22 protein-coding genes and 8 tRNA genes are annotated in these 25,006 nt (G+C 53.4%); 21 read left to right on the top strand and 9 right to left on the bottom strand.

All coding sequences use genetic code 11. From position 1 onward, the window contains the following. Positions 1-271: 271 nt before the first annotated feature. The 4 genes from JQC75_RS10775 to purM all read right to left on the bottom strand — a co-directional run bounded on the left by JQC75_RS10775 (position 272) and on the right by purM (position 4,787). Positions 272-1,900 (bottom strand): M28 family metallopeptidase, encoded by a 1,629-nt coding sequence (locus JQC75_RS10775; RefSeq protein WP_203324106.1) that lies wholly within the window; start codon positions 1,898-1,900, stop codon positions 272-274. A 201-nt stretch (positions 1,901-2,101) separates the two neighbouring features. After that, positions 2,102-2,848 carry an HAD-IIA family hydrolase gene (locus JQC75_RS10770; RefSeq protein ID WP_203324105.1) on the bottom strand — a complete coding sequence of 249 codons (747 nt, stop codon included), beginning with the start codon at positions 2,846-2,848 and terminating at the stop codon, positions 2,102-2,104. A 263-nt stretch (positions 2,849-3,111) separates the two neighbouring features. Further along, complete coding sequence (gene purN / locus JQC75_RS10765; protein WP_203324104.1) at positions 3,112-3,750, bottom strand: phosphoribosylglycinamide formyltransferase; 639 nt, start codon at positions 3,748-3,750, stop codon at positions 3,112-3,114. Beyond that, the gene (purM, locus tag JQC75_RS10760) at positions 3,750-4,787 is read right to left on the bottom strand and encodes a phosphoribosylformylglycinamidine cyclo-ligase (protein WP_203324103.1); all 1,038 of its coding nucleotides are present in this window, start codon (positions 4,785-4,787) and stop codon (positions 3,750-3,752) included. The genes purN and purM overlap by 1 nt, the downstream gene beginning before the upstream one ends. Before the next feature lie 233 nt (positions 4,788-5,020). Between purM and upp the strand changes: the two genes are divergently transcribed. Continuing rightward, the gene (gene upp / locus JQC75_RS10755; RefSeq protein ID WP_203324102.1) at positions 5,021-5,647 is read left to right on the top strand and encodes a uracil phosphoribosyltransferase; all 627 of its coding nucleotides are present in this window, start codon (positions 5,021-5,023) and stop codon (positions 5,645-5,647) included. A 100-nt stretch (positions 5,648-5,747) separates the two neighbouring features. Here upp and JQC75_RS10750 read toward each other — a convergent pair whose 3' ends face one another. Next, positions 5,748-7,067, bottom strand: coding sequence for a Na+/H+ antiporter family protein (locus tag JQC75_RS10750; protein WP_203327202.1), 1,320 nt, complete (start codon positions 7,065-7,067; stop codon positions 5,748-5,750). Between the two features lie 306 nt (positions 7,068-7,373). Between JQC75_RS10750 and JQC75_RS10745 the strand changes: the two genes are divergently transcribed. Next, the gene (locus JQC75_RS10745) at positions 7,374-7,979 is read left to right on the top strand and encodes a peroxiredoxin C (protein ID WP_011760207.1); all 606 of its coding nucleotides are present in this window, start codon (positions 7,374-7,376) and stop codon (positions 7,977-7,979) included. A gap of 262 nt (positions 7,980-8,241) precedes the next feature. Continuing rightward, a complete protein-coding gene (locus JQC75_RS10740; protein WP_203324101.1) occupies positions 8,242-9,282 on the top strand; it encodes an IS481 family transposase in 1,041 nt (346 codons plus the stop codon). A 51-nt stretch (positions 9,283-9,333) separates the two neighbouring features. Here JQC75_RS10740 and rnt read toward each other — a convergent pair whose 3' ends face one another. Next, positions 9,334-10,038 (bottom strand): ribonuclease T, encoded by a 705-nt coding sequence (rnt, locus tag JQC75_RS10735; RefSeq protein ID WP_203324100.1) that lies wholly within the window; start codon positions 10,036-10,038, stop codon positions 9,334-9,336. Between the two features lie 143 nt (positions 10,039-10,181). Here rnt and JQC75_RS10730 point away from each other — a divergent pair, with 143 nt between their 5' ends. From JQC75_RS10730 to JQC75_RS10645, 18 genes are all read left to right on the top strand, one after another. Then, positions 10,182-11,051, top strand: a complete 870-nt coding sequence (locus JQC75_RS10730; RefSeq protein WP_203327201.1) for a flagellar protein MotY — start codon at positions 10,182-10,184, stop codon at positions 11,049-11,051. 541 nt (positions 11,052-11,592) lie between these two features. Next, on the top strand, positions 11,593-13,755 hold the full coding sequence (locus JQC75_RS10725) for a prolyl oligopeptidase family serine peptidase (protein WP_203327200.1): 2,163 nt from the start codon (positions 11,593-11,595) through the stop codon (positions 13,753-13,755). A 156-nt stretch (positions 13,756-13,911) separates the two neighbouring features. Further along, positions 13,912-14,313 (top strand): tol-pal system-associated acyl-CoA thioesterase, encoded by a 402-nt coding sequence (gene ybgC / locus JQC75_RS10720; RefSeq protein WP_203324099.1) that lies wholly within the window; start codon positions 13,912-13,914, stop codon positions 14,311-14,313. After that, positions 14,303-14,992, top strand: coding sequence for a protein TolQ (gene tolQ / locus JQC75_RS10715; protein WP_203324098.1), 690 nt, complete (start codon positions 14,303-14,305; stop codon positions 14,990-14,992). Before ybgC ends, tolQ begins: the two co-directional genes overlap by 11 nt. Further along, positions 14,989-15,429 carry a protein TolR gene (gene tolR, locus JQC75_RS10710; RefSeq protein WP_203327199.1) on the top strand — a complete coding sequence of 147 codons (441 nt, stop codon included), beginning with the start codon at positions 14,989-14,991 and terminating at the stop codon, positions 15,427-15,429. The genes tolQ and tolR overlap by 4 nt, the downstream gene beginning before the upstream one ends. 4 nt (positions 15,430-15,433) lie before the next feature. Then, the gene (tolA, locus tag JQC75_RS10705) at positions 15,434-16,438 is read left to right on the top strand and encodes a cell envelope integrity protein TolA (RefSeq protein ID WP_203324097.1); all 1,005 of its coding nucleotides are present in this window, start codon (positions 15,434-15,436) and stop codon (positions 16,436-16,438) included. 9 nt (positions 16,439-16,447) lie between these two features. Further along, a complete protein-coding gene (tolB, locus tag JQC75_RS10700) occupies positions 16,448-17,773 on the top strand; it encodes a Tol-Pal system beta propeller repeat protein TolB (protein WP_203324096.1) in 1,326 nt (441 codons plus the stop codon). Positions 17,774-17,808: 35 nt separating this feature from the next. After that, positions 17,809-18,345 (top strand): peptidoglycan-associated lipoprotein Pal, encoded by a 537-nt coding sequence (pal, locus tag JQC75_RS10695; RefSeq protein WP_203324095.1) that lies wholly within the window; start codon positions 17,809-17,811, stop codon positions 18,343-18,345. Between the two features lie 25 nt (positions 18,346-18,370). Next, positions 18,371-19,135 carry a tol-pal system protein YbgF gene (gene ybgF / locus JQC75_RS10690; protein WP_203324094.1) on the top strand — a complete coding sequence of 255 codons (765 nt, stop codon included), beginning with the start codon at positions 18,371-18,373 and terminating at the stop codon, positions 19,133-19,135. 146 nt (positions 19,136-19,281) lie between these two features. Then, positions 19,282-19,357 (top strand) — tRNA-Lys (locus tag JQC75_RS10685). A 23-nt stretch (positions 19,358-19,380) separates the two neighbouring features. After that, positions 19,381-19,456 (top strand) — tRNA-Lys (locus tag JQC75_RS10680). A 36-nt stretch (positions 19,457-19,492) separates the two neighbouring features. Next, positions 19,493-19,568 (top strand) — tRNA-Lys (locus JQC75_RS10675). 27 nt (positions 19,569-19,595) lie between these two features. Next, positions 19,596-19,671, top strand: a tRNA-Lys gene (locus JQC75_RS10670). 39 nt (positions 19,672-19,710) lie between these two features. Continuing rightward, positions 19,711-19,786 (top strand) — tRNA-Lys (locus tag JQC75_RS10665). Positions 19,787-19,820: 34 nt separating this feature from the next. After that, a tRNA-Lys gene (locus tag JQC75_RS10660) sits at positions 19,821-19,896 on the top strand. A gap of 39 nt (positions 19,897-19,935) precedes the next feature. Next, a tRNA-Lys gene (locus tag JQC75_RS10655) sits at positions 19,936-20,011 on the top strand. A 40-nt stretch (positions 20,012-20,051) separates the two neighbouring features. After that, positions 20,052-20,127, top strand: a tRNA-Lys gene (locus tag JQC75_RS10650). 121 nt (positions 20,128-20,248) lie between these two features. After that, positions 20,249-21,424: a DcaP family trimeric outer membrane transporter gene (locus JQC75_RS10645; protein WP_203324093.1), complete on the top strand. Its 1,176-nt coding sequence runs from the start codon at positions 20,249-20,251 to the stop codon at positions 21,422-21,424. Between the two features lie 77 nt (positions 21,425-21,501). On the opposite strand, the gene JQC75_RS10640 is transcribed toward JQC75_RS10645, so the two are convergent. The 3 genes from JQC75_RS10640 to radD form a co-directional block, all read right to left on the bottom strand. Next, on the bottom strand, positions 21,502-22,812 hold the full coding sequence (locus JQC75_RS10640; RefSeq protein ID WP_203324092.1) for a sensor histidine kinase: 1,311 nt from the start codon (positions 22,810-22,812) through the stop codon (positions 21,502-21,504). A gap of 121 nt (positions 22,813-22,933) precedes the next feature. Beyond that, complete coding sequence (locus JQC75_RS10635) at positions 22,934-23,194, bottom strand: GrxA family glutaredoxin (protein WP_011760194.1); 261 nt, start codon at positions 23,192-23,194, stop codon at positions 22,934-22,936. Between the two features lie 72 nt (positions 23,195-23,266). Continuing rightward, entirely contained in the window at positions 23,267-25,003 is a 1,737-nt protein-coding gene (gene radD / locus JQC75_RS10630; RefSeq protein WP_203324091.1) for a DNA repair helicase RadD, read from the bottom strand. Between the last annotated feature and the right edge of the window lie 3 nt (positions 25,004-25,006).

Genomic DNA, 25,006 nt, shown 5'->3' with positions numbered 1-25,006 from the left:
TGCCAGCGAAATCTGCAATAAGCAAACAATAAAAATATTGAAATGCTATTTTTGTGGCTTATTTTGTGCTGATGCGTTTGTGTCATGGTTGCATTTAATGAGATTTCGTTAAAAATGGTGCGATTTTATTGGTGATGATTTAATGGGGCTTGGCTTCGGGGCGAGACACTTGGTTTATCTGCAATGGAGGACGGGCTTTAAGCCCGTTGACGTCGGGAAGCTTGTTTGCTCGGAAAATAAGCAGGGCACCATTGAGGTGCCCTGAGATCTGTTAATTGGCGGGTCTTAACGGATAAAACTCGCTCTTTTGATAATAGCCGGGCCTGTGTTCATTGTTGGCCAGGGTTCTTGCGACATCGTAATAGATGGCCAAGTCCTGCAAGGCGCCGGATAAGTCCCAATCGGCGCGATACTCATCGCATACATTGTGGTAGCAGCCTTTCATTTTCAGCTGCATCTCGGTCTTATAAGCGGCAGTGGCATCGTCCAGTGGGATACTGCCGCCACCGGCGAAGGATGCCGGAACGCCGAGCTTGGCAAAGCTGAAGTGATCGGAGCGAAAGAAACCGCCAGAGGCCGGATTCTTTTCGGCAACTGCTTCCCGTCCCTGGGCTTTGGCCGCGGCGACAAGATAGTCTTCCAGCTGGGATTGGCCTTTCCCCACAATGGTAAAGTCCTTGGTACGGCCAAACACATTGGTTGAGTCCAGATTCAGCACCGCAATGGTCTTGTCGATGGGAAACAGCGGATTGGCAGCGTAGTACCTTGAGCCCAGCAGACCCTGCTCTTCACCCGTGGTAGCGATAAAGGTGATGGAGCGGCGGTTTTTAAAGCCCATGGCATCCAGCGCCGCAAACTGTCTGGCGATTTCCACTATACCTGCGGTACCGGAGGCGTTGTCGAGGGCACCATTATAGATTTTATCGCCGTCGCGACTGTCGTCTTTGCCGATGTGGTCCCAGTGGGCGGTAAAAAGGATATGCTCGTCGGCTCTGTCGGTGCCCGGCAGGGTCGCCACCAGATTATAACTGTCGGTAAAGGTGGCGCTGTTGGCAAAGGCGATATCTGCACTTTGCTTTAAGTCGTGGTTACCCGGTGTCAGTGCGGCTTGTTGGCTCAGGGTGTCCAGTGATAAACCTGCTCCGTCAAAGAGCGCCCTGGCGGTGTCCAGGGTCATCCAACCTTCCACTTGTATTCTGCCATCAGTTTGATTGGCATCTGCCAGATCCTGCTGTGGCCCGGTCCAGCTGTTTTCAATCACAGACCAGGGGTAAGATGCGGGTGCAGTGTCATGAATGATGATGGCGCCAAGGGCACCCTGGCGGCTCGCTTCTTCAAATTTATAGCTCCAGCGGCCGTAGTAGGTCATGGCCTTGCCCTTGAACTTGCCGGATTCGGGTGCGGCAAATCCGGGGTCGTTCACCAGAATGACCGCAATTTTTCCCTGCATATCCAGGCCTGCATAATCGTCCCAGTCGTATTCAGGCGCCTTGATGCCATAGCCCACAAACACCAGTGGTGCCTTGCTTATCTCCACGCCCTGATTGTTGTGGCGGCTGCCGAGCACTATGTCTTTACGGTACGCAGGATGAAGATTGCCGAGGCGAATCGCCTGCTGTTCAGAGGCGTTGTAGGTCACCATGGGCACGCTTTGTAAAAAGCTGCCATTGTTGGCGCCTTTGAGTCCGGCGGCTTTAAAGGCAGTGGTGAGGTAGTCGAGAGTAAGCTTTTCACCGGCGGTGGTTGGGGCACGGCCTTCGAAGGCGTCAGAAGAGAGGATTTTGATGTCGTTCCTGAAACGTGCCTCATTAAAATCCGGCGACGGTGCCGTAGCGGCAGTCTGGCCGCCCTGGCTGCAGGCGGTCAGCAGCACAAGTCCCAGAGGGAGCAGTGATTTCATAGGGTACCTTGTTGGTATTCTGTTGTTATTGTGTTTTGCGTTTGATTTGCGGCGCCCATAATGACAAAGGCCGCTTACCCATGACAAGGCAAACGGCCATTTTTATGTGTCAATTTGTGAACATGCGCCAGCTGGTAGCATCTCAGCTTTACCGGTCGCTGAAGCACTGGCGGCAGTGTGTTGTTCCGGATTGGGGGCAGGTCAGAAAATATCGATGTCACCGGCACAATTAAACACGTGATTGGGCCTGAAAGGCTCTTTCTCTATGTCTTCAAGACGGCTCACACCTGTGAGTACCAATATGGTCTCAAGCCCAGCCTGGAAGCCTGCCAGAATATCGGTGCGCATATTGTCACCAATGATAACCGTGTTTTCTGAGTGGCCGTTGATGTGGTTTAAGGCCGAGCGCACAATCCAGCTGCTGGGTTTACCCACATAAAAGGGTTTACGGCCGGTGATCCGCTCAATGGGCGCGCACAGGGCGCCGCAAGCCGGGGAAAACGCCGGGCCATGGGTATCGGGGTTGGTGGCAATAAAGCGGGCGCCATCGGCAACAAACCGTGCCGCTTTATGGATCATGTCCCAGTTGTAGGAGCGGGTCTCACCCACAATCACAAAGTCGGGGTTGATGTCGGTAATGGTAAAACCGGCCTTGTAGAGCTCGTGGGTGAGGGCACCCTCGCCAATCACAAAGGCTTTACTGCCTTCCTGATGTTTCAAAAAGTCGGCGGTGGCCATGGCGGCGGTATAAAAGCATTCCTCGGGGACGTTAATGCCCGCGGCTTCGAGGCGGTTTTGAAGATCTTTGCCGGTTTGTACCGGGTAATTGGTCAGAATAACCAGGGGGTTGCCTTGCTCCAGCACCCGATGAATAAATTTGTCGCTGCCGGGCACCAGTTTGTTGTCGTGCAGCAGTACTCCGTCGATATCACAGATGATGTTTTTCATTGAAAAATCCTGTTCAAGGTTCCGTCGCTGGCGAAAATAATGGACGGCCCATTTATCTAAAGCCAATTCGTCGGCAAATTCAACGATAACAGAGCAAGTTAGTCGTGATGGTCAAGGTTTAGCGAAGGGGCGGGTGAGGTGCCAAATAAGCCTCGCCCTCTGGGGCAAGGATATGGCGGATAAAAAAAGAGGCCTTTGGGCCTCTTTCTTCAATCATTGCCAAATGGCAACGCATCTTGCATTTGTCTATCGCGAAAGGCTGCTCAGTCTGGCGCGTAACCGCCGGGACCAATCAGGCTGCCATCAAGATAAGCGCCATGGGCATCCATCTTCAAGCGACCCGCGGCAAACCATTTGACCACCAGAGGGTAGATGGCATGTTCCTGCTCATGCACCCGCTCCGCAAGTGTCTGAGCGTCGTCACCCTCATAGATGGGTACTTTGGCTTGTAACACCACGGGACCGGCATCCAGCTCGGGCGTAACAAAATGCACACTGGCACCATGCTCGCTATCGCCGGCATCAATGGCGCGCTGATGGGTATCCAGCCCGGTGTACTTGGGCAGCAGCGAAGGGTGGATATTCAGCATCTTACCCAGATAGCGGCTGACAAAGCCTTCGCTGAGAATACGCATAAAGCCTGCCAGCACGATAAGGTCGGGCTGATAGGCCTCAATGGCCGCGGTGAGTCGCGCGTCATAGTCAGCGCGCTTTTCACCTTTTTGGGCGATAACGCAGCTGGTATTTATCTCGGCATGGTGGGCACGTACCAAACCATAGGCGTCGGGCTTATTGCTGATAACGCCAACCAGTTCAATGCCACTGCGGCCCTGACACTGGTCAATAATGGCCTGCAGATTACTGCCACTGCCGGAGATAAGGACAACGACGCGACAACTCATCAGAGGATCTCCACCTGCTCTTCATCGCCGATACGCTCGGCGATATGGCCGATGTGCCAGGCGTTTTCGCCTTCGGCCTTGAGGAGTTCAAGGGCCGCTTCCACCTTGTCGGCGGGCAGGGCAACAATCATACCCACGCCGCAGTTAAAGGTGCGGTACATTTCATAGGTTTCGATATTGCCGGCAGTTTGCAGCCAGTCAAATACCACAGGCCACTGCCAGGAGTCGCCCTGAACCACGGCTTTGCAGTTTTCAGGCAGTACGCGTGGGATATTTTCCCAGAAACCACCGCCAGTGATGTGTGCCATGGCGTGTACTTCGCTTTCGGCAATCAGTTTCAGCAGTGATTTGACATAAATCTTGGTGGGTTCCAGCAGGTGCTTGATAAGCGGCTTGCCATTGAGATCCATTTGAGGATCGGCCTTGCTCACTTCCAGTACCTTACGGATCAGAGAGTAACCATTTGAGTGAGGACCGCTGGACGCCAGGGCAATCAGGGCATCGCCTGCTTTCACCTTGGTGCCGTCGATGATGTCGGCCTTTTCAACCACGCCCACGCAGAAACCGGCCAGGTCATAGTCTTCGCCTTCGTACATGCCTGGCATTTCGGCGGTTTCACCACCAATCAGGGCACAACCTGACTGGAAGCAGCCTTCGCCGATACCGTTTACCACTGAAGTGGCGGTTTCCACGTCCAGCTTGCCGGTGGCGTAGTAGTCGAGGAAGAACAGTGGCTCGGCGCCCTGCACAATCAGGTCGTTCACACACATGGCGACCAGATCAACACCCACGGTGTCGTGGCTCTTGAAGTCAATGGCCAGACGCAGCTTGGTTCCCACGCCATCGGTACCGGATACCAGCACAGGGTGCTTGTATTTGGTTGGCAGTTCACACAGGGCACCAAAACCACCCAGGTTGCCCATCACTTCAGGGCGGCGGGTGCGCTTAACGGCAGACTTGATGTTTTGCACCAGTGCGTTGCCTGCATCGATATCGACACCGGCGTCTTTATAGCTCAGTGGGGTAGGAGTGCTCACGGAGGATCCTCTAGTAGGGTACATCGAGTGGTTTTTATTGGGGCCGTATTCTAGCAGTTTGTGAGGGGGGTCGAAAGGGTAGTTTTGGCTTTCAAATGTGCTTTTGGCGCAATAAGCCGCGACTGGCTTCACGATTCGGCGTTTGAACGAAACTTTATGTTTTATCGGGAGAACAAATCATCTAAAATTCCAGAAATTTGCCTGAAAAACGCCAAAAACCGCAGGAGTGAGACATGAAAGTCGTCGAAGTAAAACATCCCCTGGTTCGCCATAAAATTGGCCTGATGAGAGAAGCGGATATCAGCACCAAGCGGTTCCGTGAACTGGCTGCCGAAGTGGGCAGCCTGCTCACCTACGAAGCCACCGCCGATTTTGAAACCGAAACCGTGACTATTGAAGGCTGGAACGGCCCGGTACAGGTTGAGCAAATCAAGGGTAAAAAGGTGACTGTCGTGCCCATTCTGCGTGCCGGTCTCGGCATGATGGACGGTGTACTCGAGCATATCCCCAGCGCCCGCATCTCTGTGGTGGGTATTTACCGTGACGAAGAAACCCTCGAGCCAGTACCTTATTTTGAAAAACTGTGCAGCCAGGTTGATGAGCGCATTGCGCTGGTGGTTGACCCCATGCTGGCAACAGGTGGCTCCATGATTTCCACCATCGACCTGCTCAAGCAGCGCGGTTGTAAGCAAATCAAGGCCCTGGTGCTGGTTGCAGCCCCCGAAGGTGTGGCCGCGCTGGAGAAAGCCCATCCGGACATTGAGCTCTATACTGCCGCCATCGATCGCTGCCTGAACGAAAACGGCTACATTTTGCCGGGCCTTGGCGATGCCGGTGACAAGATTTTTGGCACCAAGTAAGCGTTAGTAAACAGCTGTCTTAAATGAAAAAGCGCCCAAGGGCGCTTTTTTTGTATCTGATTTCTTTTCCGCTGCACTTCTTTTACGGTTATCAGTCCGCTCAGAGCACCATGGCCGCAATCCAGCCAAACACCAACAGTGGAATATTGTAGTGAATAAAGGTTGGGATCACGCTGTCACGCATATGGTCGTGCTGGCCATCGGCATTAAGCCCCGCAGTGGGGCCAAGGGTTGAGTCGGACGCAGGTGAACCCGCATCACCCAGGGCCGCCGCTGTGCCGACCAGGGCAATGGTTGCCGGTACCGAGAAGCCAAAGGAGAGCGCCAGTGGTACATAGATGGTGGCAATAATGGGAATGGTCGAGAAGGATGAGCCAATGCCCATGGTGATAAGCAGCCCTACCAATAACATCAAGAACGCCGCTAGCGCCTTATTGTCGCCAATCAGCTCACTTAAAGACGACACCAGATTCCCCACATCGCCCGTAGCCTTAACCACGGCAGCGAAGCCCGCGGCGGCAATCATGATAAAACCGATATTGGCCATCATGCGCACGCCCTGGGTAAAAATATCCTGATCGGCAACATGCTTAACGGCGCCAGAGAGACTGAACACCATAAAACCAATCAGGGCGCCAAAAATCATGGAGTCGGTTTTAAGCTGCACTACCAGGGTCGCCACAATGGCAATTACGGCAATGAGCAGGCTGCGACTATTTATGCGCTCCTCGGGCTCAGCCGCGAGAATTTGCTCTTCAACGTAGTTTCTGGGCTTACGGTAGCTGATGAACACTGCGATGAGCAGCCCCAAAATCATCCCAAGTGCCGGAATAAGCATGGCGCCGGGCACCTGCTCGCGACTTGCCTCCAGGCCATTGCCTGTCAGGTTTGCCAGCAAAATATCGTTCAGGAAGATGCCGCCAAAGCCCACCGGCAGCACCATATAGGTGGTCACCAAACCAAAGGTAAGCACACAGGCCACCAGTCGGCGGTCGAGCTTAAGCTTTGACATCAGGTGCAGCAGGGGCGGCACCAGAATCGGGATAAAGGCGATATGGATAGGCAGAATGTTCTGGGACGCCATGGCCATGGCGAGCAATGAAACCAGCAGTAACATGCGCACCGTGCCCAAGGCTTTGGCATCGTTTTCCCGCCCCAGTTTTTTGATTACGGAGTGGGAAATCACCGTAGTCAGCCCAGAATGTGACAGCGCCACCGCAAAGGCACCAAGGAGTGCATAGCTCAGGGCAATTTGGGCTCCGCCACCGAGGCCCGTGTTAAAGGCCTCGATGGTGGCAGTCAGCCCCATGCCACCCCAAAGCCCGGCGACCAGTGCGCTGATGGTCAGCGCGATAACCACGTTTACCCGTGCGAGACTGAGGGCAAGCATCAGGCACACGGCAATAACCACGGAATTCATCATGGATAAGTCTTTCTTCAATCAAAAGGGCTATTTTTGACAGTGTTTTCCTTGCTTGTCCAGCGATGGGCACGAATTCGCGTACAAATTTGCCGTTTGTGATCCCGTGCGGTCTTGCCACTTGAAAAGCCCCGAATTTGCAGGGGGCTTTACGGCGATTAATTGCTCTGACAGACAAGGTAAAGGCGCATTTGTGTGATATTCCGCCGAATTGGGTTGTCAGGCTCATGGCACCTCTTATAATGCTGAATATCTAACAGGAAAGTTCGTATTATCCATAGCTCAATCCATAGATGGAGGTTACCAATGAGCGTATTAGTAGGTCGCAAGGCCCCCGATTTTACTGCTGCTGCCGTTCTGGGTTCAGGCGAAATCGTTGACAACTTCAACCTGACTGCAGCCATCAAGGGCAAAGCAGCCGTGGTTTTCTTCTACCCACTGGACTTCACCTTCGTGTGCCCATCTGAGCTGATCGCTTTCGATCACCGCATGGAAGAGTTCACCAAGCGTGGTGTTGAAGTGATCGGTGTGTCTATCGACTCTCAGTTCAGCCACAACGCCTGGCGTAACACCCCAGTAGACAAGGGCGGTATCGGCCCCGTTAAGTACACTCTGGTGGCTGACGTTAAGCACGAAATCTGCCAGGCCTACGACGTAGAACACCCAGAAGCCGGTGTGGCTTTCCGTGGTTCTTTCCTGATTGACAAGGAAGGTATGGTACGTCACCAGGTAGTAAACGACCTGCCACTGGGCCGTAACGTTGACGAAATGCTGCGTATGATTGACGCGCTGCAGTTCCACGAAGAGCACGGCGAAGTGTGCCCAGCCGGTTGGGAAAAAGGTAAGAAAGGTATGAGCGCCAGCCCAGATGGCGTTGCTGCTTACCTGAGCGAAAACGCTGACGATCTGTAATCCATCGACTGGATGACAGTGAGTTGAATGAAAAAGCCGCCCTTGGGCGGCTTTTCTATTTCTGGGATTTGTTTAGCCGTTGTTGATTTAAGAGGCGTAATAAGCAAATGGCTTGGAATGTTGGCTTATTTGTCGGCGCTGTCCTCGGTATCCTTAACTGTATTAGTCGCGACTTGATCTGACACATCATCTTGAAAAGGTGAGAGTTACCCGTTTTGATAAAGGTGTCGAATCTTCAATCAAAACAAAAGAGGTAACTCTCATGCTGCATACTAACAACCCCATCATTAAACACAAAGCAGGTTTGCTGAATCTCGCTGAGGAGCTCGGCAACGTTTCCAAAGCCTGCAAGGTTATGGGCGTGTCCCGTGACACCTTCTATCGCTATCGTGAACTGGTTGAGGATGGCGGCATTGATGCGCTTATCAACCGCTCCAGACGCACGCCCAATCTGAAAAATCGTGTTGATGACCATATAGAGCAAGCTGTCATTGATTACGCCATTGAGTTTCCCGCCTATGGTCAAACCCGAACCAGCAACGAACTGCGCAAGCAGGGCGTCTTTGTTTCCGGCAGCGGCGTACGTTCAATTTGGCTCAGGCACGGGCTGGAAAACCTCAAGAAGCGCCTGGTCGCATTGGAAGCAAAGATGGAGCGCGATGGCATCATTCTGACAGAAGCGCAGGTGGCAGCCCTGGAAAAGAAAGCCCAGGACGATGAGGCCTGCGGTGAAATTGAAACCCATCATCCTGGCTATCTGGGCTCACAGGACACCTTTTACGTCGGCAACCTCAAAGGTGTGGGGCGGATATACCAGCAGACCTTCGTCGATACCTACAGTAAGGTCGCCTTTGCCAAGCTCTACACCACCAAAACCCCAATCACCTCTGCCGACCTGTTGAACGACAGAGTATTGCCGTTTTTCGAAGCTCAGGCGCTGCCGATGCTGCGTATTCTCACTGACCGGGGCACCGAGTACTGCGGTAAGGTTGAGCAGCACGATTATCAGCTGTATCTGGCCATCAATGATATCGACCACACGAAAACCAAAGCCAGACATCCACAGACAAACGGTATCTGCGAGCGTTTCCACAAGACCATTCTGAATGAGTTCTATCAGGTCACGTTCCGCAAAAAGCTGTATAGCACACTGGAGGAGCTGCAAAAAGACTTGGACGAATGGCTGGCGCTGTACAACAATGAGCGCACCCATCAGGGCAAAATGTGCTGCGGTCGCACACCGATGGCGACATTAATTGATGGAAAACGGGTTTGGGCTGAAAAGAATTTAGCCCAAATCTAATCTGACAACGGCACCCCAAAATCGGGTAACTGTCAGATCAGGTCTGAGCTATTACACCTTAACAGCATTTTCCCCTGATGTGTTATCTGCAGTCGTATCCTCGGCATCATCCGGGGCGTCTGCGCCCAGTAATGGCCAGCCGCCCAGGGATTTCCAGCGATTGACTATGTAACAGAAAAGCTCTGCGGTGCGCTCGGTATCATAAAGAGCGCTGTGGGCTTCTTTATTGTCGAAGGAAATACCGGCGATTTTACAGGCCTGCGCCAGCACCGTGTGCCCCAGGGCCAGACCAGACAAACAGGCGGTGTCGAAGGTGGCAAAGGGGTGGAATGGCGAGCGTTTAACGCCGCTGCGCTCAATGGCCTTGGTGACAAAACCATGATCGAATGCGGCATTATGGGCGACGATGACGGCTCTGTGGCAATCTGACGCTTTCATGCCTTTACGCACCGCCTTGAAGATTTCCAGCATGGCCTCTTTTTCGCTGACGGCACCACGCAGGGGATTGCTTGGGTCGATGCCATTAAAGGCCAGCGCAGCAGGCTCAAGATTGGCACCTTCAAAAGGTTCAATATGAAAGTGCAGCGTTTTATCCAGCGCCAGCATGCCATCATCGTCCATGGTCAGCAGGGTGACGGCAATTTCCAGCAAGGCATCAGTCTGGGCATTGAAGCCGGCGGTTTCCACATCGATTACCACAGGATAGTAGCCACGGAACCTGTACTTGAGCTTGTTGGGGTTGAAGGCGTCGGACATCCTGAATTCTCTGGTAATGGCAAAGGGCGCTATTATGCTAAAAGGAGCCTTGGCTGTCATGTTTGATTGCGCAAAATCTGCGCTAAAGAACCGGGAATATTGGTCGATAGTTCCAGAGTAAGCATTGAATCGTGAGAAGTCCTATGTGGCGTAACTGCTTTATTCTATCCGCACTGCTGCTGCCCTTGGGCGCGGTGGCCGACATGCGTCACTACGTGGCCAGTATCGCCGACTCCCAGTGGCGCCTGGCAGAGAACTCCCGCATCCGCTGCAGTCTGGAGCACGACATTCCCTCCTATGGCAAGGCGGTGTTTTCCAGTGCGGCCGGTAAAGATCAAAATTTGCTGTTTACTCTGGATATGTGGTCCAAGCCCGATGCGGCCACGGCAGCAACTCTGGTGAGCAAGGCACCTTCATGGCGCCCGGGTGAAGTGCAGTCGACCATTACCAGGCTTTCTTATATGAGAGACTTTAACGGCGAAGTGCCCAAAAAGGCGGCCTGGTCCATGCTCACTGAGCTTGAGCGTGGCCGTGAGCCTACCTTCTACTATGCCGACTGGTACAACAGCGACAATAAGGTCGCCGTGGGGTTATCGGCGGCCAATTTCCGCCGCAAATACACCGAGTTTCGTCAGTGCTTATCGGGGCTGTTGCCCTACAGTTTTGATGATATCGCCTTTACTGTACTCAATTATGAGTCAGGCGGGACTGAGCTGACCCGCTTCTCCAAGGCGCAGCTGGCGCGGGTGCAGGAGTATTTGAGCCTGGACCCCGATGTTGAGCTGGTACTCATCGATGCCTATACCGACAGCCATGGTGGCCGTAACCTGAACCAAAAGGTATCTGACAAGCGTGCAGCCTCAGTAAAGGACTTTTTTGTCAGCAAAGGGATCCCCGCTGACCGTATCCAAACTGAGGGCCATGGCGAGACTCGTCACGTGGCCTCCAACCAGGGCGCGGATGAGCGCCAGCGTAACCGCCGGGTCGTTATCCAGATAACAAAAACGATTTGAGCATTAATTTTTGTTCATACAAAAGACCGCCAGCGCGGTCTTTTTTGTTTGCCGGCTGGGCAAAACCGGACATAAAAAAAAGCCCACTTGATCTCAAGTGGGCCGCAAAAGAATAAGCATTGCAATCAACAAATTGAAGGAAGGAAGTCAAGCATAAGAACCAGGGATGATATCGATGTGTCAGACACAGCGATAAAATGTTCTTTGTTTTCACAATCTGCCGCGCAGACACTTCCGGAAAACGTGGCCATTGTAGTCAGCCATGATAAGAACAACAAACGAGAAAAATTGGAATTTGAGATTAGTTTAACTAATGGATTGTTGTGTGATCTTGCGCACGTTAACGGCCTTAATGGCGATATTTCGAGTAATTAAGCATATATCAAGCATAAAAAAGCGTATTGCATCCCCGCAATATGTTATCACTCCTTTAAACCGGGTCTTTGGCGAAAGTTTCATCACCGTGTGCCCTCACCATTGCCACCTCTATTTTTGGGGGTATAGTGGGCTGCGGCAATGCACCAATCAACTGCAAAGGACGATAACAATGACAAGCAGAATCAGCACCCTAAGCCTGCTGACCCTGGGATTTGCCCTGGGGCTTACAGGCTGCCAGACCAAAGAAGCGCCATTAGAAGCGCCTGCGGCTGGCATCACCTATCCCGTCAGCCAAACGGTTGCCCTAAGCGAGCAAATCCATGGCGTTGAGGTGCAAGACCCTTATCGCTGGCTCGAAGAAAGCAGCCCTGAGACCGAAGACTGGGTAAAACGCCAGCAAGCCTTTGGCGAAGAATACCTCGCCGCCATTCCTAATAAACAAGTGGTGGTTGACCGTATTACCGAGCTGTGGAACTTCGAAAAAGTCGGCGCGCCTTTTGAGCACGGTGAAAATCGCTTTATTTTCAGAAACAATGGCCTGCAATCACAAAATGTACTCTATGTGAGTGAAAGTGGCGGTGCTGAGCGTGTGCTCCTTGACCCCAACCAGCTCTCTGCCGACGGCACTGTGGCCTTATCCGGTGTGTCTGTGAGCGGTGATGGTAAAACGCTGGCTTACGGCGTATCCAAATCAGGTTCCGACTGGCAGGAGTGGGCCTTTATTGATGTGGCCAGCGGCCGCAAGCTGGCCGACCGCCTTAACTGGATCAAGTTTTCCCGCGCCGAATGGGCCCATGACAACAGCGGTGTGTACTACTCACGCTACGATGCGCCGGCTGGCGGCGATATCCTGGTCGATGTGAACTACAACCAGAAAGTGTACTTTCACCGCATTGGCGACGAACAGGCAAAGGATACCCTGGTGTATGAGCGCCCGGATCAGCCCGAGTGGGGATTCTCTTCCACTGTCTCCGATGACGGTAATTTCCTGCTCATCAGCGTGTCAGTAGGCACAGACAGTCGCAATCGTTTCTTCTATAAATCACTGAAAGATAAAAGTCTTAAAGTGGTTGAGCTGATGAGCGAGCTGGAAGCTGAATATCAGTTCCTCGGTAACGAAGGCCCGGTGTTCTACTTCAAGACCGATTTGGATGCCCCGAAAGGCCGCATCATTGCCGTTGATACCCGTAATCCGGCGAAAGAAAACTGGCGCACTCTGGTGCCTGAAACTCAGGACCCCATCGCAGCAGTCAGCATCATCAGCGAGCATCTGGTGGTGAGCTATCTGCACGATGTGCTGGGGCAGTTATCCATTTACAACATGGATGGCGTAAAGCGTGAAGATGTGTCGCTGCCGGGCAAGGGCAAGATTGCCGGTCCCTACGGCAAGGCCAGCAAGCCTTATTTTTATTACATCTTTAACAGCTATGTGCAGCCTGAGACTATCTACAAATACAATCTGAACAAGGGCACCAACGAGCTTTTCAGCGCGCCCAAGGTGTCTTTCAACCCGGATGAGTATGTGTCTGAGCAGGTGTTCTACACCAGTAAGGATGGCACCCGTATCCCCATGCTGGTCAGTTACAAAAAAGGCCTGAAGAAGGACGGCAATAACCCGACGCTCCTCTATGCTTACGGCGGTTTCTCCATCTCCATGACACCTCGCTTCAGCCCTGCCACCATTGCCTGGCTGGATATGGGTGGCATCTATGCGGTACCTGCACTGCGTGGTGGCAGCGAGTACGGTGAAGAGTGGCACAAGGCCGGTATGTTCGGTAAGAAGCAAAATGTGTTTGACGACTATTTTGCCGCCGCCGAATACCTTATCAGCGAAAACTACACCAATAGCAGCAAGCTCGGTGCCTATGGTCGCAGTAACGGTGGCCTCTTGATGGGCGCCGCCGTGACCCAGAGACCCGATTTGTTTGCCGCCATTCTGCCGGCGGTGGGTGTGCTGGACATGCTGCGCTTCCAGAAGTTCACCATCGGCTGGGCCTGGACAGCGGAATACGGCAGTGCCGACAATGCGGAAGATTTCCCGTATCTGCTGGCCTATTCGCCTTATCACAACGTGAAAGCGCAAGCTTACCCTGCCACCATGGTGATGACCGCCGACCATGACGATCGCGTGGTACCGCTGCACAGCTTCAAGTTTGGCGCCATGCTGCAGGCCAAACAGCAGGGGCCTGCGCCCGTGATTATGCGTATCGAGTCAAAGGCCGGCCACGGTGCCGGTAAACCCACGGCGATGCAGATTGCCGAGTTTGCCGACATCTATGCGTTCCTGTGGCAAAACTTCGGTTTGACCCTGCCAAGCAAACTCTGATCGCAAAACGCACAAAAAATGCATTGATACAAGGGGCTTCGGCCCCTTTTATCATTTATTTTTCTTTACAGTTGGCGGGGGAGCGGCCATTCACAATCCCGAGCAGGCTAGGTATAGTAGGCCTCACTTTAACAAGAGGATTTGTGCGCATTTGCCATGTTTATTTGGCCTATTTCCGTCTATTACGAAGATACCGATGCCGGTGGGGTGGTATATCACTCCAATTATCTCAACTTTTTCGAGCGGGCAAGAAGTGAATGGCTGCGTGCACTTGGCATCAGCCAAACCGAGCTGCTTGCCGGCGACATTGCTTTTGTGGTGAAACGGGCAGAGATTGAGTTTCGTAAAGCGGCGCGATTTGAGCAGAATCTTTTTGTGCATTCCACTGTCATAGAAATGAAGAAAGCCTCCATGGTTTTCGAACAACGACTTCTGGATGAGGCCGACACCTGTTACTGCGAGGGACACATAGTGGTTGCCTGCGTGGCATTGTCGAAGATGCGGCCCCATGCCATTCCACCCCATATTGCGCAGGAGTTAACACAAGGTGCACGCTGATATTTCGTTTTTGGGACTCTTTTTGCAGGCAAGCTTGCTGGTCAAGCTGGTGATGCTGATCCTGGTGGGTTTGTCGGTACTGTCCTGGGCTGTGATCATTCAGCGCCGCAATCTGCTTAAGGCGGCCAAGTCGCGCTCAGCCAAATTTGAAGACAAATTTTGGTCCGGGGTGGATTTGAATCGCCTGTATCAGGAGCTGTCTGCCCGTGGTGAAGCCAACGCCGGCCTCGAAGCCATGTTTGTTACCGGCTTTAAAGAGTATTCCCGCCTGGCGCGTTTGTCGGCCCGGGTGCCTGGCGCCGTGATGGACGGTACTTACCGTGCCATGCGTGTGACCCTGTCCCGGGAGCTTGAAAAACTCGAAACCAATTTGCCGCTGCTGGCCACCATAGGTTCAACCAGCCCTTACATCGGCCTCTTTGGTACCGTGTGGGGGATTATGAACGCCTTTATCGCCCTGGGCGCAGTGCAAAACCCCACTCTGGGTATCGTTGCACCGGCCATCGCAGAAGCTCTTATCGCCACGGCCATGGGTCTTGCTGCCGCGATTCCTGCGGTGATTTTCTATAACCGCTTTTCCACCGAAGTGGAGAAGCTTGAAGGCACCTATGTGAACTTTATGGAAGAGTTCTCCAGCATATTGCACCGCCAGGCTTATGCCGAGAAGGAGTCAGCCTGATGCACGGTTATCAGCGCAAGCGCCGCCGCCCCGTGGCTGAAATCAACGTCGTACCTTATATCGACGTGATGCTGGTGCTGCTTATCATCTTTATGGCCACGGCGCCCATTGTGACGCAGGGGGTCAAGGTCGACTTGCCCACAGGTGAGGCCGAAGCGCTGTCAACTGACAGCAAGCCGCCGGTGGTGGCTTCCATCGACGCCAACGGTGATTACTATCTGGACATCGGCAGTGGCAGCAGTGCCAAAGACGTGCTGACCCTCGAAGATGTCGCTACCCAGGTCGCAGCCATGATAATGCTGGAGCCTGAGCGCCCTGTGGTGGTGAAAGCCGACCGCAGTATTCCCTATGAGGACGTTATTCAGTTAATGATTACGCTGCAAAAAGCCGGAGTGCCCTCGGTCGGGCTGATGACGGACTCACCACAGGAGAAGTAACAGGGTGTCCGCGAAGAAATTCCATTCAAGTTTGACCTTACCCGTGGCCATCTCCCTGGCGATACACGTCGGTATTATTTTGGTGCTGGCACTGGGCGCGCTGGACTTTTTTACCAAAAAGCTGGAAACCCCGGAGCCCGCAGCTGCCGCGCCTGTGCAGGCGGTACTGATTGACCAGCAGAAGGTCGCGGCCGCAGCCGAGAAAATTAAGCAAGAGAAGCGTGACGCCGAGCGCCGTGAGCAGCTGCGTCAGGAAGAGCTGGAGCGCAAGGCCGATGAAGCCCGCAAGGCCCGTGAGCAGGAACAGGCCAGGCTGAAGCAGCTCGAAACTGAGCGCAAGCAAAAAGAAATCGAGACCCAAAAGGCCATCGAAGAAGCCAAGCGCAAGGAAGAGCAGGCCAAGCAAGCCGCCGACAAGGCCGAAAAAGAACGGGCGCGTAAAGAGTCTGAGCGCAAGGCGGCTGAAGAAGCAGCTAAGAAGGCAGAAGACAAGCGCAAGGCCGAAGAGGCCGCCGCCAAGAAAGCCGAGGAAGAGCGTAAACGCAAGGCCGAGGAAGAACGCAAGCGCAAAGAGGCCGAGGCCAAACGCAAGGCCGAGGAAGAGGCCAAGCGTAAGGCGGAAGCAGAACGTAAGCGCAAGGCTGCCGAAGAAGCGGCGCGCCGAGAGCAGGAGCTGGCTGACATGATGGCCGCTGAACAGGCCACCATCAACGCGGCCCGCAATCGCCAATTGGTGTCTGAGCGCGACAGATACACCGCCATGATTAAGGCCACCATTCAGCGTAATCTGGTGGTGGATGAGTCGATGCGTGGCAAGAGCTGTAAAATGTTTATCCGTCTCGCCAGCGATGGTTTTGTGACCACCGCAGAAGCGCGGGAAGGGGACGGCGTGGTGTGCCGCGCCGCCAAGGCGGCCATTACCAAGGCCGGACGTCTGCCTGTGTCACCTGAGCCTGAGGTGTACCAGCTGATGAAAGAAATCAATTTGACCGTGCAACCGGAAATCTAAAGGAGTTTCATGAAGATCATCGGAAAGTGGGCGCTGCTGATAATTGCCGCCCTGTCTTTGCCCGTGAAGGCCGCACTGGATATCGTTATCACCGAAGGTGTTGACGCTGCCCGTCCCATTGCTGTGGTGCCCTTTGTTTGGCAGGGAACTGGCCCTGTGCCATCACAGATTTCAGATGTGGTGGCCTCGGATCTGACCCGCAGCGGTACCTTTAAACCTCTGGATACCCTGGGCTTACCGCAAAACGGCATTTCTACCCTCGCCGAGTTTGCGCCGCAAAAATGGACCGGTATTAACGCCGAAGCTGCCGTGGTGGGCGCCATCAAGCCTTATGGCCCGGATCAGTATCTGGTGACCTTCGATTTGATTGACTTGCTTAAGGCCCAACTGGCCGGTCAGGCGCCGCTCAATAAGCAGGACCTGCTGCTGGACAGCCGCCAGACAGTGATTACCGCCGCCCAGTTTCGCCAGTACGGTCATCGCATCAGCGATGTGGTGTACGAAAAGCTCACCGGTATTCGCGGTGCCTTCCTGACCCGCATCGCGTACGTCGTGGTGAACCATGCCGAAAAAGCACCATATCGTTTGATGATTTCCGATTACGACGGTTACAACGAGCACATGTTGCTGCGCTCGCCCGAGCCGCTGATGTCACCTGCCTGGTCACCGGATGGTCGCCGCCTGGCTTATGTCAGCTTTGAAAACCGCAAGGCCGAAATCTTTGTGCAGGATATCTTTACCCAGGCCCGCACCAAGGTGTCCAGTTTCCCCGGTATTAACGGTGCGCCAAGCTTTTCGCCCGATGGCAAGACCCTGGCAGTGACCCTGTCCAAAGATGGTCAGAGTGAAATCTACACCATTGATATTGCTACCAAAACAACACGCCGTATTACCAATCATTATGCCATCGACACTGAGCCTACCTGGTTCCCCGATGGCCGGTCGCTGCTTATCACCTCTGAGCGTGGCGGCAGACCTCAGCTGTATAAGGTGGAGCTGGATTCTGGCAAGCTGACCCGCCTGACCTTCGATGGTGAGTGGAACCTCGGTGGCTCCATTACCCCCGATGGCCGTACCATGATTTTTGTAAACCGTACCAACGGCAAGTTCAACATCGCGCGCATGGATCTGGAAACCCGGTTTATGCAGGTGCTGACCACGACCCGTTTGGACGAATCTCCCAGCGTGGCGCCCAATGGCACCATGGTCATTTATGGCACCACGCATCAGGGCCGGCAGGTGCTCGCTGCCGTGTCTACGGATGGACGCTTTAAGGCAAGATTGCCCGCGGGGCAGGGAGAGGTGAAATCACCTTCCTGGTCCCCGTTCCTGTAACGAATTATCATCTCGATTGATTAAAGGATTTAAAAATGGAATTGAACAAACTGCTTAAGACCATGTTGATTGTGGCCCCTATCATGGCCCTGTCTGCCTGTAGCTCTACCGATTCAGCGACCGACGCCAGCGGCTCATCCAGCAGCCTGGGCGGCAGTGGCTCCGGCATGGGCGGCGTTGAAACCGGCAGTGTGTCCGGTATGCTGAGCCCTGAAGAGCAGATGCGCATGAAGCAGGAAGAGCTGCGCCGCGAGAACGTCATTTACTTCGACTTCGACCGCAGTGAAGTGTCGCCGCTGTCAGCCGACATCCTGCTGGCTCATGGTAACTATCTGCTTGAAAACCCTTCAGTGCGTATTCTGATTGAAGGCCACTCTGACGAGCGCGGTACCCCTGAGTACAACATCGCCCTGGGCGAGCGCCGTGCCAAGGCCGTTGCCAAGTACCTGCAGGCCATGGGTGTACAACCTGCCCAGATGAGCATTGTCAGCTACGGCGAAGAAAAACCACAGGATCTGACCCGTACCGATGACGGTTTCTCCAAAAACCGTCGCGCCGTATTGGTGTATTGAGGGTTAACACGACAGGGTAGGATTGATGAAAAAGACTGTATTACTGGTAGCCATGTTCGCGGCGGGGCAGGCGTTTGCTGCCGCGCCGGTTGAAGATTTGGGCGGCGGCGGAAGCCTGGATGAGCGCATCGCCAAGCTTGAGCGAATTCTGAAAGCCAAACAGCAAACCGACTTTGATATGCAGCGTCGTTTGGATGCCCTGCAGCAGGAAGTGCTGGATTTGCGTGGGCTCACGGAGCAGCAAAACTATCAAATCAACCAGATGCTTGAGCGTCAGCGCAAGCTCTATGAAGAGATAGCCAGCTTAAGCTCAGGTGCTGCCAATGTTCAGCCCAGCGCACAGGCCCCGGTCAGTGCGTCCGGCGGCGCAAGCGCACCGGCAGTCAGTGGCGGTGAACTTGCGGTGGAAGCGTCGCTCAATGAGACTGCCTCTTATGAGCAGGCCATCAATCTGGTGCTCAAAGAGCGCAAGTACGATGAGGCTATCGCGGCATTTCGCAGTTTTGTCAAAAAATACCCTGGCTCAAACTACACTGATAATGCCAACTACTGGCTGGGTCAGCTCCTCTATAATAAGAACGAGCTCGATGAAGCCCGTGGTGCCTTTACTGTGGTGGTGGAAAAATATCCCGACTCCAGCAAGCGCGGTGACAGCCTGGTCAAGCTGGGTCTGATTGCCGAGAAGAAAGGCGATACCGTGGGTGCCAAAAACCTGTACCGCAAGGTGATAAAAGAGTACGCAAACAGCGCTGCTGCCCGCATTGCACAGCAGCAATTGAACGCGCTTTGACGGGTTTTAATCCAGAAAACAGTCTCTTGGGCTGTTTTTCATGCAAACGACAAAAGTTTCGGGAATTTGCGCTTGCATGGATAACTGAAAAAGGTATTATAGGCGCCCTCAGCGCAGCCAAGGCAGCGTAGAGGGCAATCTGGAATGGGTCGTTAGCTCAGTCGGTAGAGCAGTTGGCTTTTAACCAATTGGTCGAAGGTTCGAATCCTTCACGACCCACCAAATTCAGAATGCCGGATCCCGATGGGTCGTTAGCTCAGTCGGTAGAGCAGTTGGCTTTTAACCAATTGGTCGAAGGTTCGAATCCTTCACGACCCACCACTCTCGGTGGGGCGGGATCATCACAGTGTATCGAGCGGGTCGTTAGCTCAGTCGGTAGAGCAGTTGGCTTTTAACCAATTGGTCGAAGGTTCGAATCCTTCACGACCCACCACGTTCGGTAAACACTGTATCAAAATTTGGGTCGTTAGCTCAGTCGGTAGAGCAGTTGGCTTTTAACCAATTGGTCGAAGGTTCGAATCCTTCACGACCCACCACTTCTTCCCGAAGTGGCAATCTGCGGTAAATCTCGAGATGGGTCGTTAGCTCAGTCGGTAGAGCAGTTGGCTTTTAACCAATTGGTCGAAGGTTCGAATCCTTCACGACCCACCACTCGCTGGATATCTCAAACACCGCAAACCTAGATGGGTCGTTAGCTCAGTCGGTAGAGCAGTTGGCTTTTAACCAATTGGTCGAAGGTTCGAATCCTTCACGACCCACCACTTCCCTGAAGTGAACAATTCGCAGTATCGCATCCAGATGGGTCGTTAGCTCAGTCGGTAGAGCAGTTGGCTTTTAACCAATTGGTCGAAGGTTCGAATCCTTCACGACCCACCACTTCCTTGACGTGGTTAATTTGCGATAAGGCACCCCAGATGGGTCGTTAGCTCAGTCGGTAGAGCAGTTGGCTTTTAACCAATTGGTCGAAGGTTCGAATCCTTCACGACCCACCACTTCTCAAACATCACCTTTCTCTTTTCTACTTTTGTCTCATAGACCTATTGCTAATATTGCCCCAATAACAATTTGTTCATAGTTCCTTTGATACATAATAACAATCAGGGAGCAACAAGAATGAAACAAGCACCAGTCTCACTTGCGCTGGCCAGTGCGCTTCTGGCGATGTCAGGCGCTGCCGTCGCAGAAACCGGAAAAACCGATTTTAAGTTTGGCGGCTATATCAAGGCCGATGTGATGTTCAGTGATTACAGCAATGGCGCACCCGAGTCGGGGGATTTATCCCGTCAGTTCTATGTGCCAGGCACCATCTACGGCAAAGCGGGTAACGGCGAGCAGGTTGTTGATTTTCAGGCCCGTGAAACCCGTTTCAACTTTAAAACCACCACAGATCTGGATGGACATACCCTGACTGGCTTTATCGAGCTGGATTTTATGACCCATACAGACGGTAACGAGCGGGTTTCTAACAGTTATTCCCCCCGTATTCGCCATGCCTTTGTCAGCTACGATAACTGGACCGTGGGCCAGACCTGGACCACGTTCCAGAATCCCGGTGCATTGCCCGAAAACCTTGATTTCGTCGGCGCGGCTGACGGCACCCCCTTTGTGCGTCAGGCACAGCTGCGTTACACCAATGGCGGCTTCCAGTTTGCTGTTGAAAATCCAGAGACCACGATATCAGGAAAACAAGATCCCAAAACAGGTATCATATCAGGAGGGAGCGACCGAATTACCAGCGGCAGCGGCATGATGCCTGATTTGGTGGCGCGCTATAACTTCAAAACCGAAGGCGGCGCTTCGTTTTCTGTGGCAGCCATCGGCAGACAACTCAATCTCGAAAAATCTAACGTTGATGACTCTGTTTTTGGCTATGGCGCCAGTTTTGCCGGTGTGATCCCATTGGGTAAGGACGATCTTAAGTTTACCGCCACCTGGGGCGAGGGTTTGGGTCGGTATATGGGCCTTAACTTTGCCAATGCTGCTTCAGTGGATGGCGATGGACAGCTCGATACCATCGGCTCCTATGGTGGCTTTGTTTCTTACCGCCATTGGTGGAATGAGCAGTGGCGCTCAAGCTTCACCCTGTCCGGTATGAAAGTTGACAATAATGTCGACATCACCGGAGAGAATGTGAGTAAGGATGCCTATTCGGCCTATGTAAACCTGCTGTACTCACCAAGCAAGCCACTGACCTTTGGTGTGGAATACATGTTTGCCACCAACAGCAAAGAAAACGGCGTTGATGGCGATCTGAACCGGGTGATTTTCTCGGCCAAGTATGTGCTCTAAGCGCAGTTAGCTTTCAGTCTGAAAAACGTAAAAAGGCGAACTCTGTTCGCCTTTTCTATTGCCTGAAGTATTCAGGTTTATCCCTTAAAGCTGAACTCCATCGCAAAGCCCTTATCTGAATCGGGCAAGTCCAGGCTCCCATTTAGCTGTTGATGAACCAGGTTAAACACAATGCTCATCCCCAGACCTATGCCACCTCTACTTCGCGCGGTGGTATAAAAAGGCTCAAAAATGCGTTTTCTGGCTTCTTCACTCAGGCCCCTGCCGTTGTCACTGTAGTGAATGCGGTAACTCCCATCGGCAAGGCGCTCGCCACGGATGTGGATTTGATTGTCTGCTCCCTGGATAAAGCCATGGCTGATACTGTTACTGAGCAGGTTGGTGAGGATCTGCGAATGGGCGCCCGGAATGGTATCCACGTCCCAATCAGTTGGGATTTCAAGCTTCACCTGTGCCTGCATGGTTTTTAGCAGCGGTTTGAGGGCGGTAACGACCTGATGGTAATACTGCGCCAGATTCACATGCTCGGTATCGTTGGTGTGTTGATCCGCTGCCGTGCGTTTAAAGCTTTCAACCAGATCCACCGCTCGGTGCAGATTGACATCCAACAGCGACAGCGCGTTATCGCAGACATCGAGAAATTCATCCAATTGCTCGGTGGAGAGCTCGCCGCTGCGATACGCATTTACCAGTGTGTCTTTGTGCTCTTTAATCACGCTATAGCTGGTAATGGCAACGCCCAGAGGCGTGTTCACCTCATGGGCAAGGCCCGCCACCAGACTGCCCATGGCCGCCATTTTTTCTGATTCTATCAGCTTGTCCTGCGCCTGCTTTAAATCCGCAATGGCGCGGTTAAGGTGCTCGGTACGCTCGGCAACCTTGGACTCCAGCGATTGATTGGCTTGTTCGAGCTTTTTTTCGTGTGCCACACGGTCAAGCTCGGCTTCTATGCGTCCGGAAAACAGTTTGAACAGCTCCAGCGCCCAGGTGTGGTCCTGGATGGGACGACGATAGAGTGCAACTATGATCCCCATCACCTCTCCCTTAAGATTGTGCAGCGGCGTGCCGAGATAGCCTTCAATCCCCATGTCCTGCAGCATCAGATCATCTGGAAAAGTGGCAGTGACATCGGCGCGGTAACAGCACACAGAGTCGTCGGCCGCATTGGCGCAAGGGGTATTGGCGAGGGAGTAGGAAATGTTGTCAACCAAGTTGCCATCAGCCACCAATGCCAGGGTATGTGAACTGTAGTTTTCTCTATCCAGCCTGGCGACGAAGGTAAAATCTGCACCTATGGCATCGTGAAGTGCCAGGGTTATGCTGTTAAAAAAAGCTTCACCTCGGGTATTGGAAACCTTTTCAATGATGGTGGATAGCGTAGAGTCCATGTTGCATCTCAGGTAGCGGCGGCCGGGATTAATTCAGCTTAGCCATGAATCCATTTGCGTACCAGCAAGAGTTTGAACACCCAACAAAAAGCCTGCATTAAGCAGGCTTTTTGTATTTGGCTCAGGCCAGCAGATTGTGCTCGCGAACATAGGCCTCAAAGTCGGTACAGCCACCCACATGGGTCTTGTCCACAAAAATCTGTGGCACAGTTTCCACGGGTTTGCCTACGGTTTTGGACAAGTCCTCTTTGCTGATCCCTTCGGCATGGATATCAACATAGCGGAAGCGGAAGTCTTCACGTTTTTCGGCAAGCTGCTCACAAAGTTGCTCGGCGCGAACGCAATAGGGGCAGCCGGGACGGCCAAAAATTACAACGTACATGTAGTCTCCTCAGAACGATACTGTGTGGCTGTTATATCACAGCCGGGGTGGTTTGGTAATCCGTGGCCGTTTTTAGTCTGCAAAACCTGTGCGGGTTTGATACTTGCCACGGTAATCAAAAAACTTGTCTACCAGCTGCCAGCCAAACTTGCTCTTTTTCAGCAAAAGCAGCTCCGGTGCCCTGAATCTGGCACTGTCTTTTATCAGGGCTTCAGCGTCTGGATATTTGGGCAGGGGTAACCCCGGCGCCCGTTGGTGACGCAGTAAAAATGCGGCGTACAGGGCTTTCTTCTGCGCCGGCGTTTGCAATTTAAAACGCTCGACAAACTGGTTGCCATCCATATCCAGATAGGTCACCTCGAGGCCCGACTCGGTGGCCCCAAGATGCATGTCGCTCACTTTAAACAGGTGGTGATGCTTGTGTGCCAGCACGGCTTTGAGGTGTTTGTCCGGGTCCACAAGGGCCGAATCGCAGCCACGACAGACTCTGGCGGCAATATCATTTTCAGCGCCGCAATCGGGACAGATGCGTGCGCGAAAGCGAAAGTCACACTGATTGCCATCTTCAAGCAAACCCTGACAGCGCCGGCCATAGTGCTCGACAATGTCGCCATCGGCATCGGCTTTGCCCCAAAAGAGGTTGGCATAGCCGCAGGCCGGGCAGGGTACCTGCACGGGCACACTTTTGCTGTCGGGTCTGGGCTTGCCCACATCCGGGTGAAACAGGCTGAAGCCGTTGGCAGCATAGTCGAGAATAAGACACTCGGCCTTGCCCGGGTATAGCCTGAGTCCGCGTCCCGCCATTTGCTGGAACAGGCTCACCGACGCCGTGGGCCGCAGTATGGCAATCAAATCCACATGGGGCGCGTCAAAGCCTGTGGTGAGCACGGCCACATTCACCAGAAATTTCAGTTCCTGTGCTTTAAAGGCGGTGATGATGTTATCGCGCTCAGGCCCTGGGGTGTCGGCGGTAATGAGCGCTGCACTTTCGTCCAGCAGCGCCATGATTTCTCTGGCATGACGCACTGTGGCCGCAAAAATAATAACGCCGAGACGCTGCTGGGCCAGAGCCTTTATCTGACCAATGATGGTGGTCGTGGCCCGGGTACTGGTATCCAGAATGGCCTGCACTTCGGCCTCCTGGTAATCCGCATCGTCAGCGGCTTTGAGTGCGGCGAAGTTATATTGGGCGGCGAGGCCATCGAGCAGCAGCGGCTCGGTTAAATACCCTTGCTTAATCAAACTGCGGATGGGCAACTCAAAGATACAGACATCGAACACGCCCTTGTCGGGATTGCCCACATGACCGCGCACATGGCGTTTGTAAATTGCGCCTTCCCCCAAACGGTAGGGGGTGGCGGTGAGCCCAAGCAGCAAGAGATCCGGGTTCTTTTCCCGCAGCTGACTGAATAGCTGCCGATACTGGCTGTTTTCGTCAAGGCTCACCCTGTGACACTCATCGATGATCACCAGGGAAAATGGCGCATCAAAGGCCGCGACATTGACCGCTGCCGACTGAATGCCGGCAATCACGGTTTTGCCGCCGGTGTCTTTTTCCCCGAGCCCGGCAGAATAGATGCTGGCATTGCCCGCAAGCGTATCCACCTTTTGGGCATTTTGCGCCACCAACTCCTTTACGTGGGTCAGCACCAATACCCGTCCTTTGGCCAGGCGTGCAAGCTCAGCTATCACCAGACTCTTACCGGCACCTGTCGGCAGCACCAACAGGGCTGACTCACGACTCGCTCTGAAGTGAGCCAGAGTCGCATCTATGGCATCTTGCTGATAATCCCTGAGTTTTATCGTCATTGT

The sequence above is a fragment of the Shewanella litorisediminis genome, assembly GCF_016834455.1.
In the GTDB taxonomy this organism is placed as follows: domain Bacteria; phylum Pseudomonadota; class Gammaproteobacteria; order Enterobacterales; family Shewanellaceae; genus Shewanella; species Shewanella litorisediminis.
This window is presented reverse-complemented; position numbering and strand designations above follow the sequence as displayed.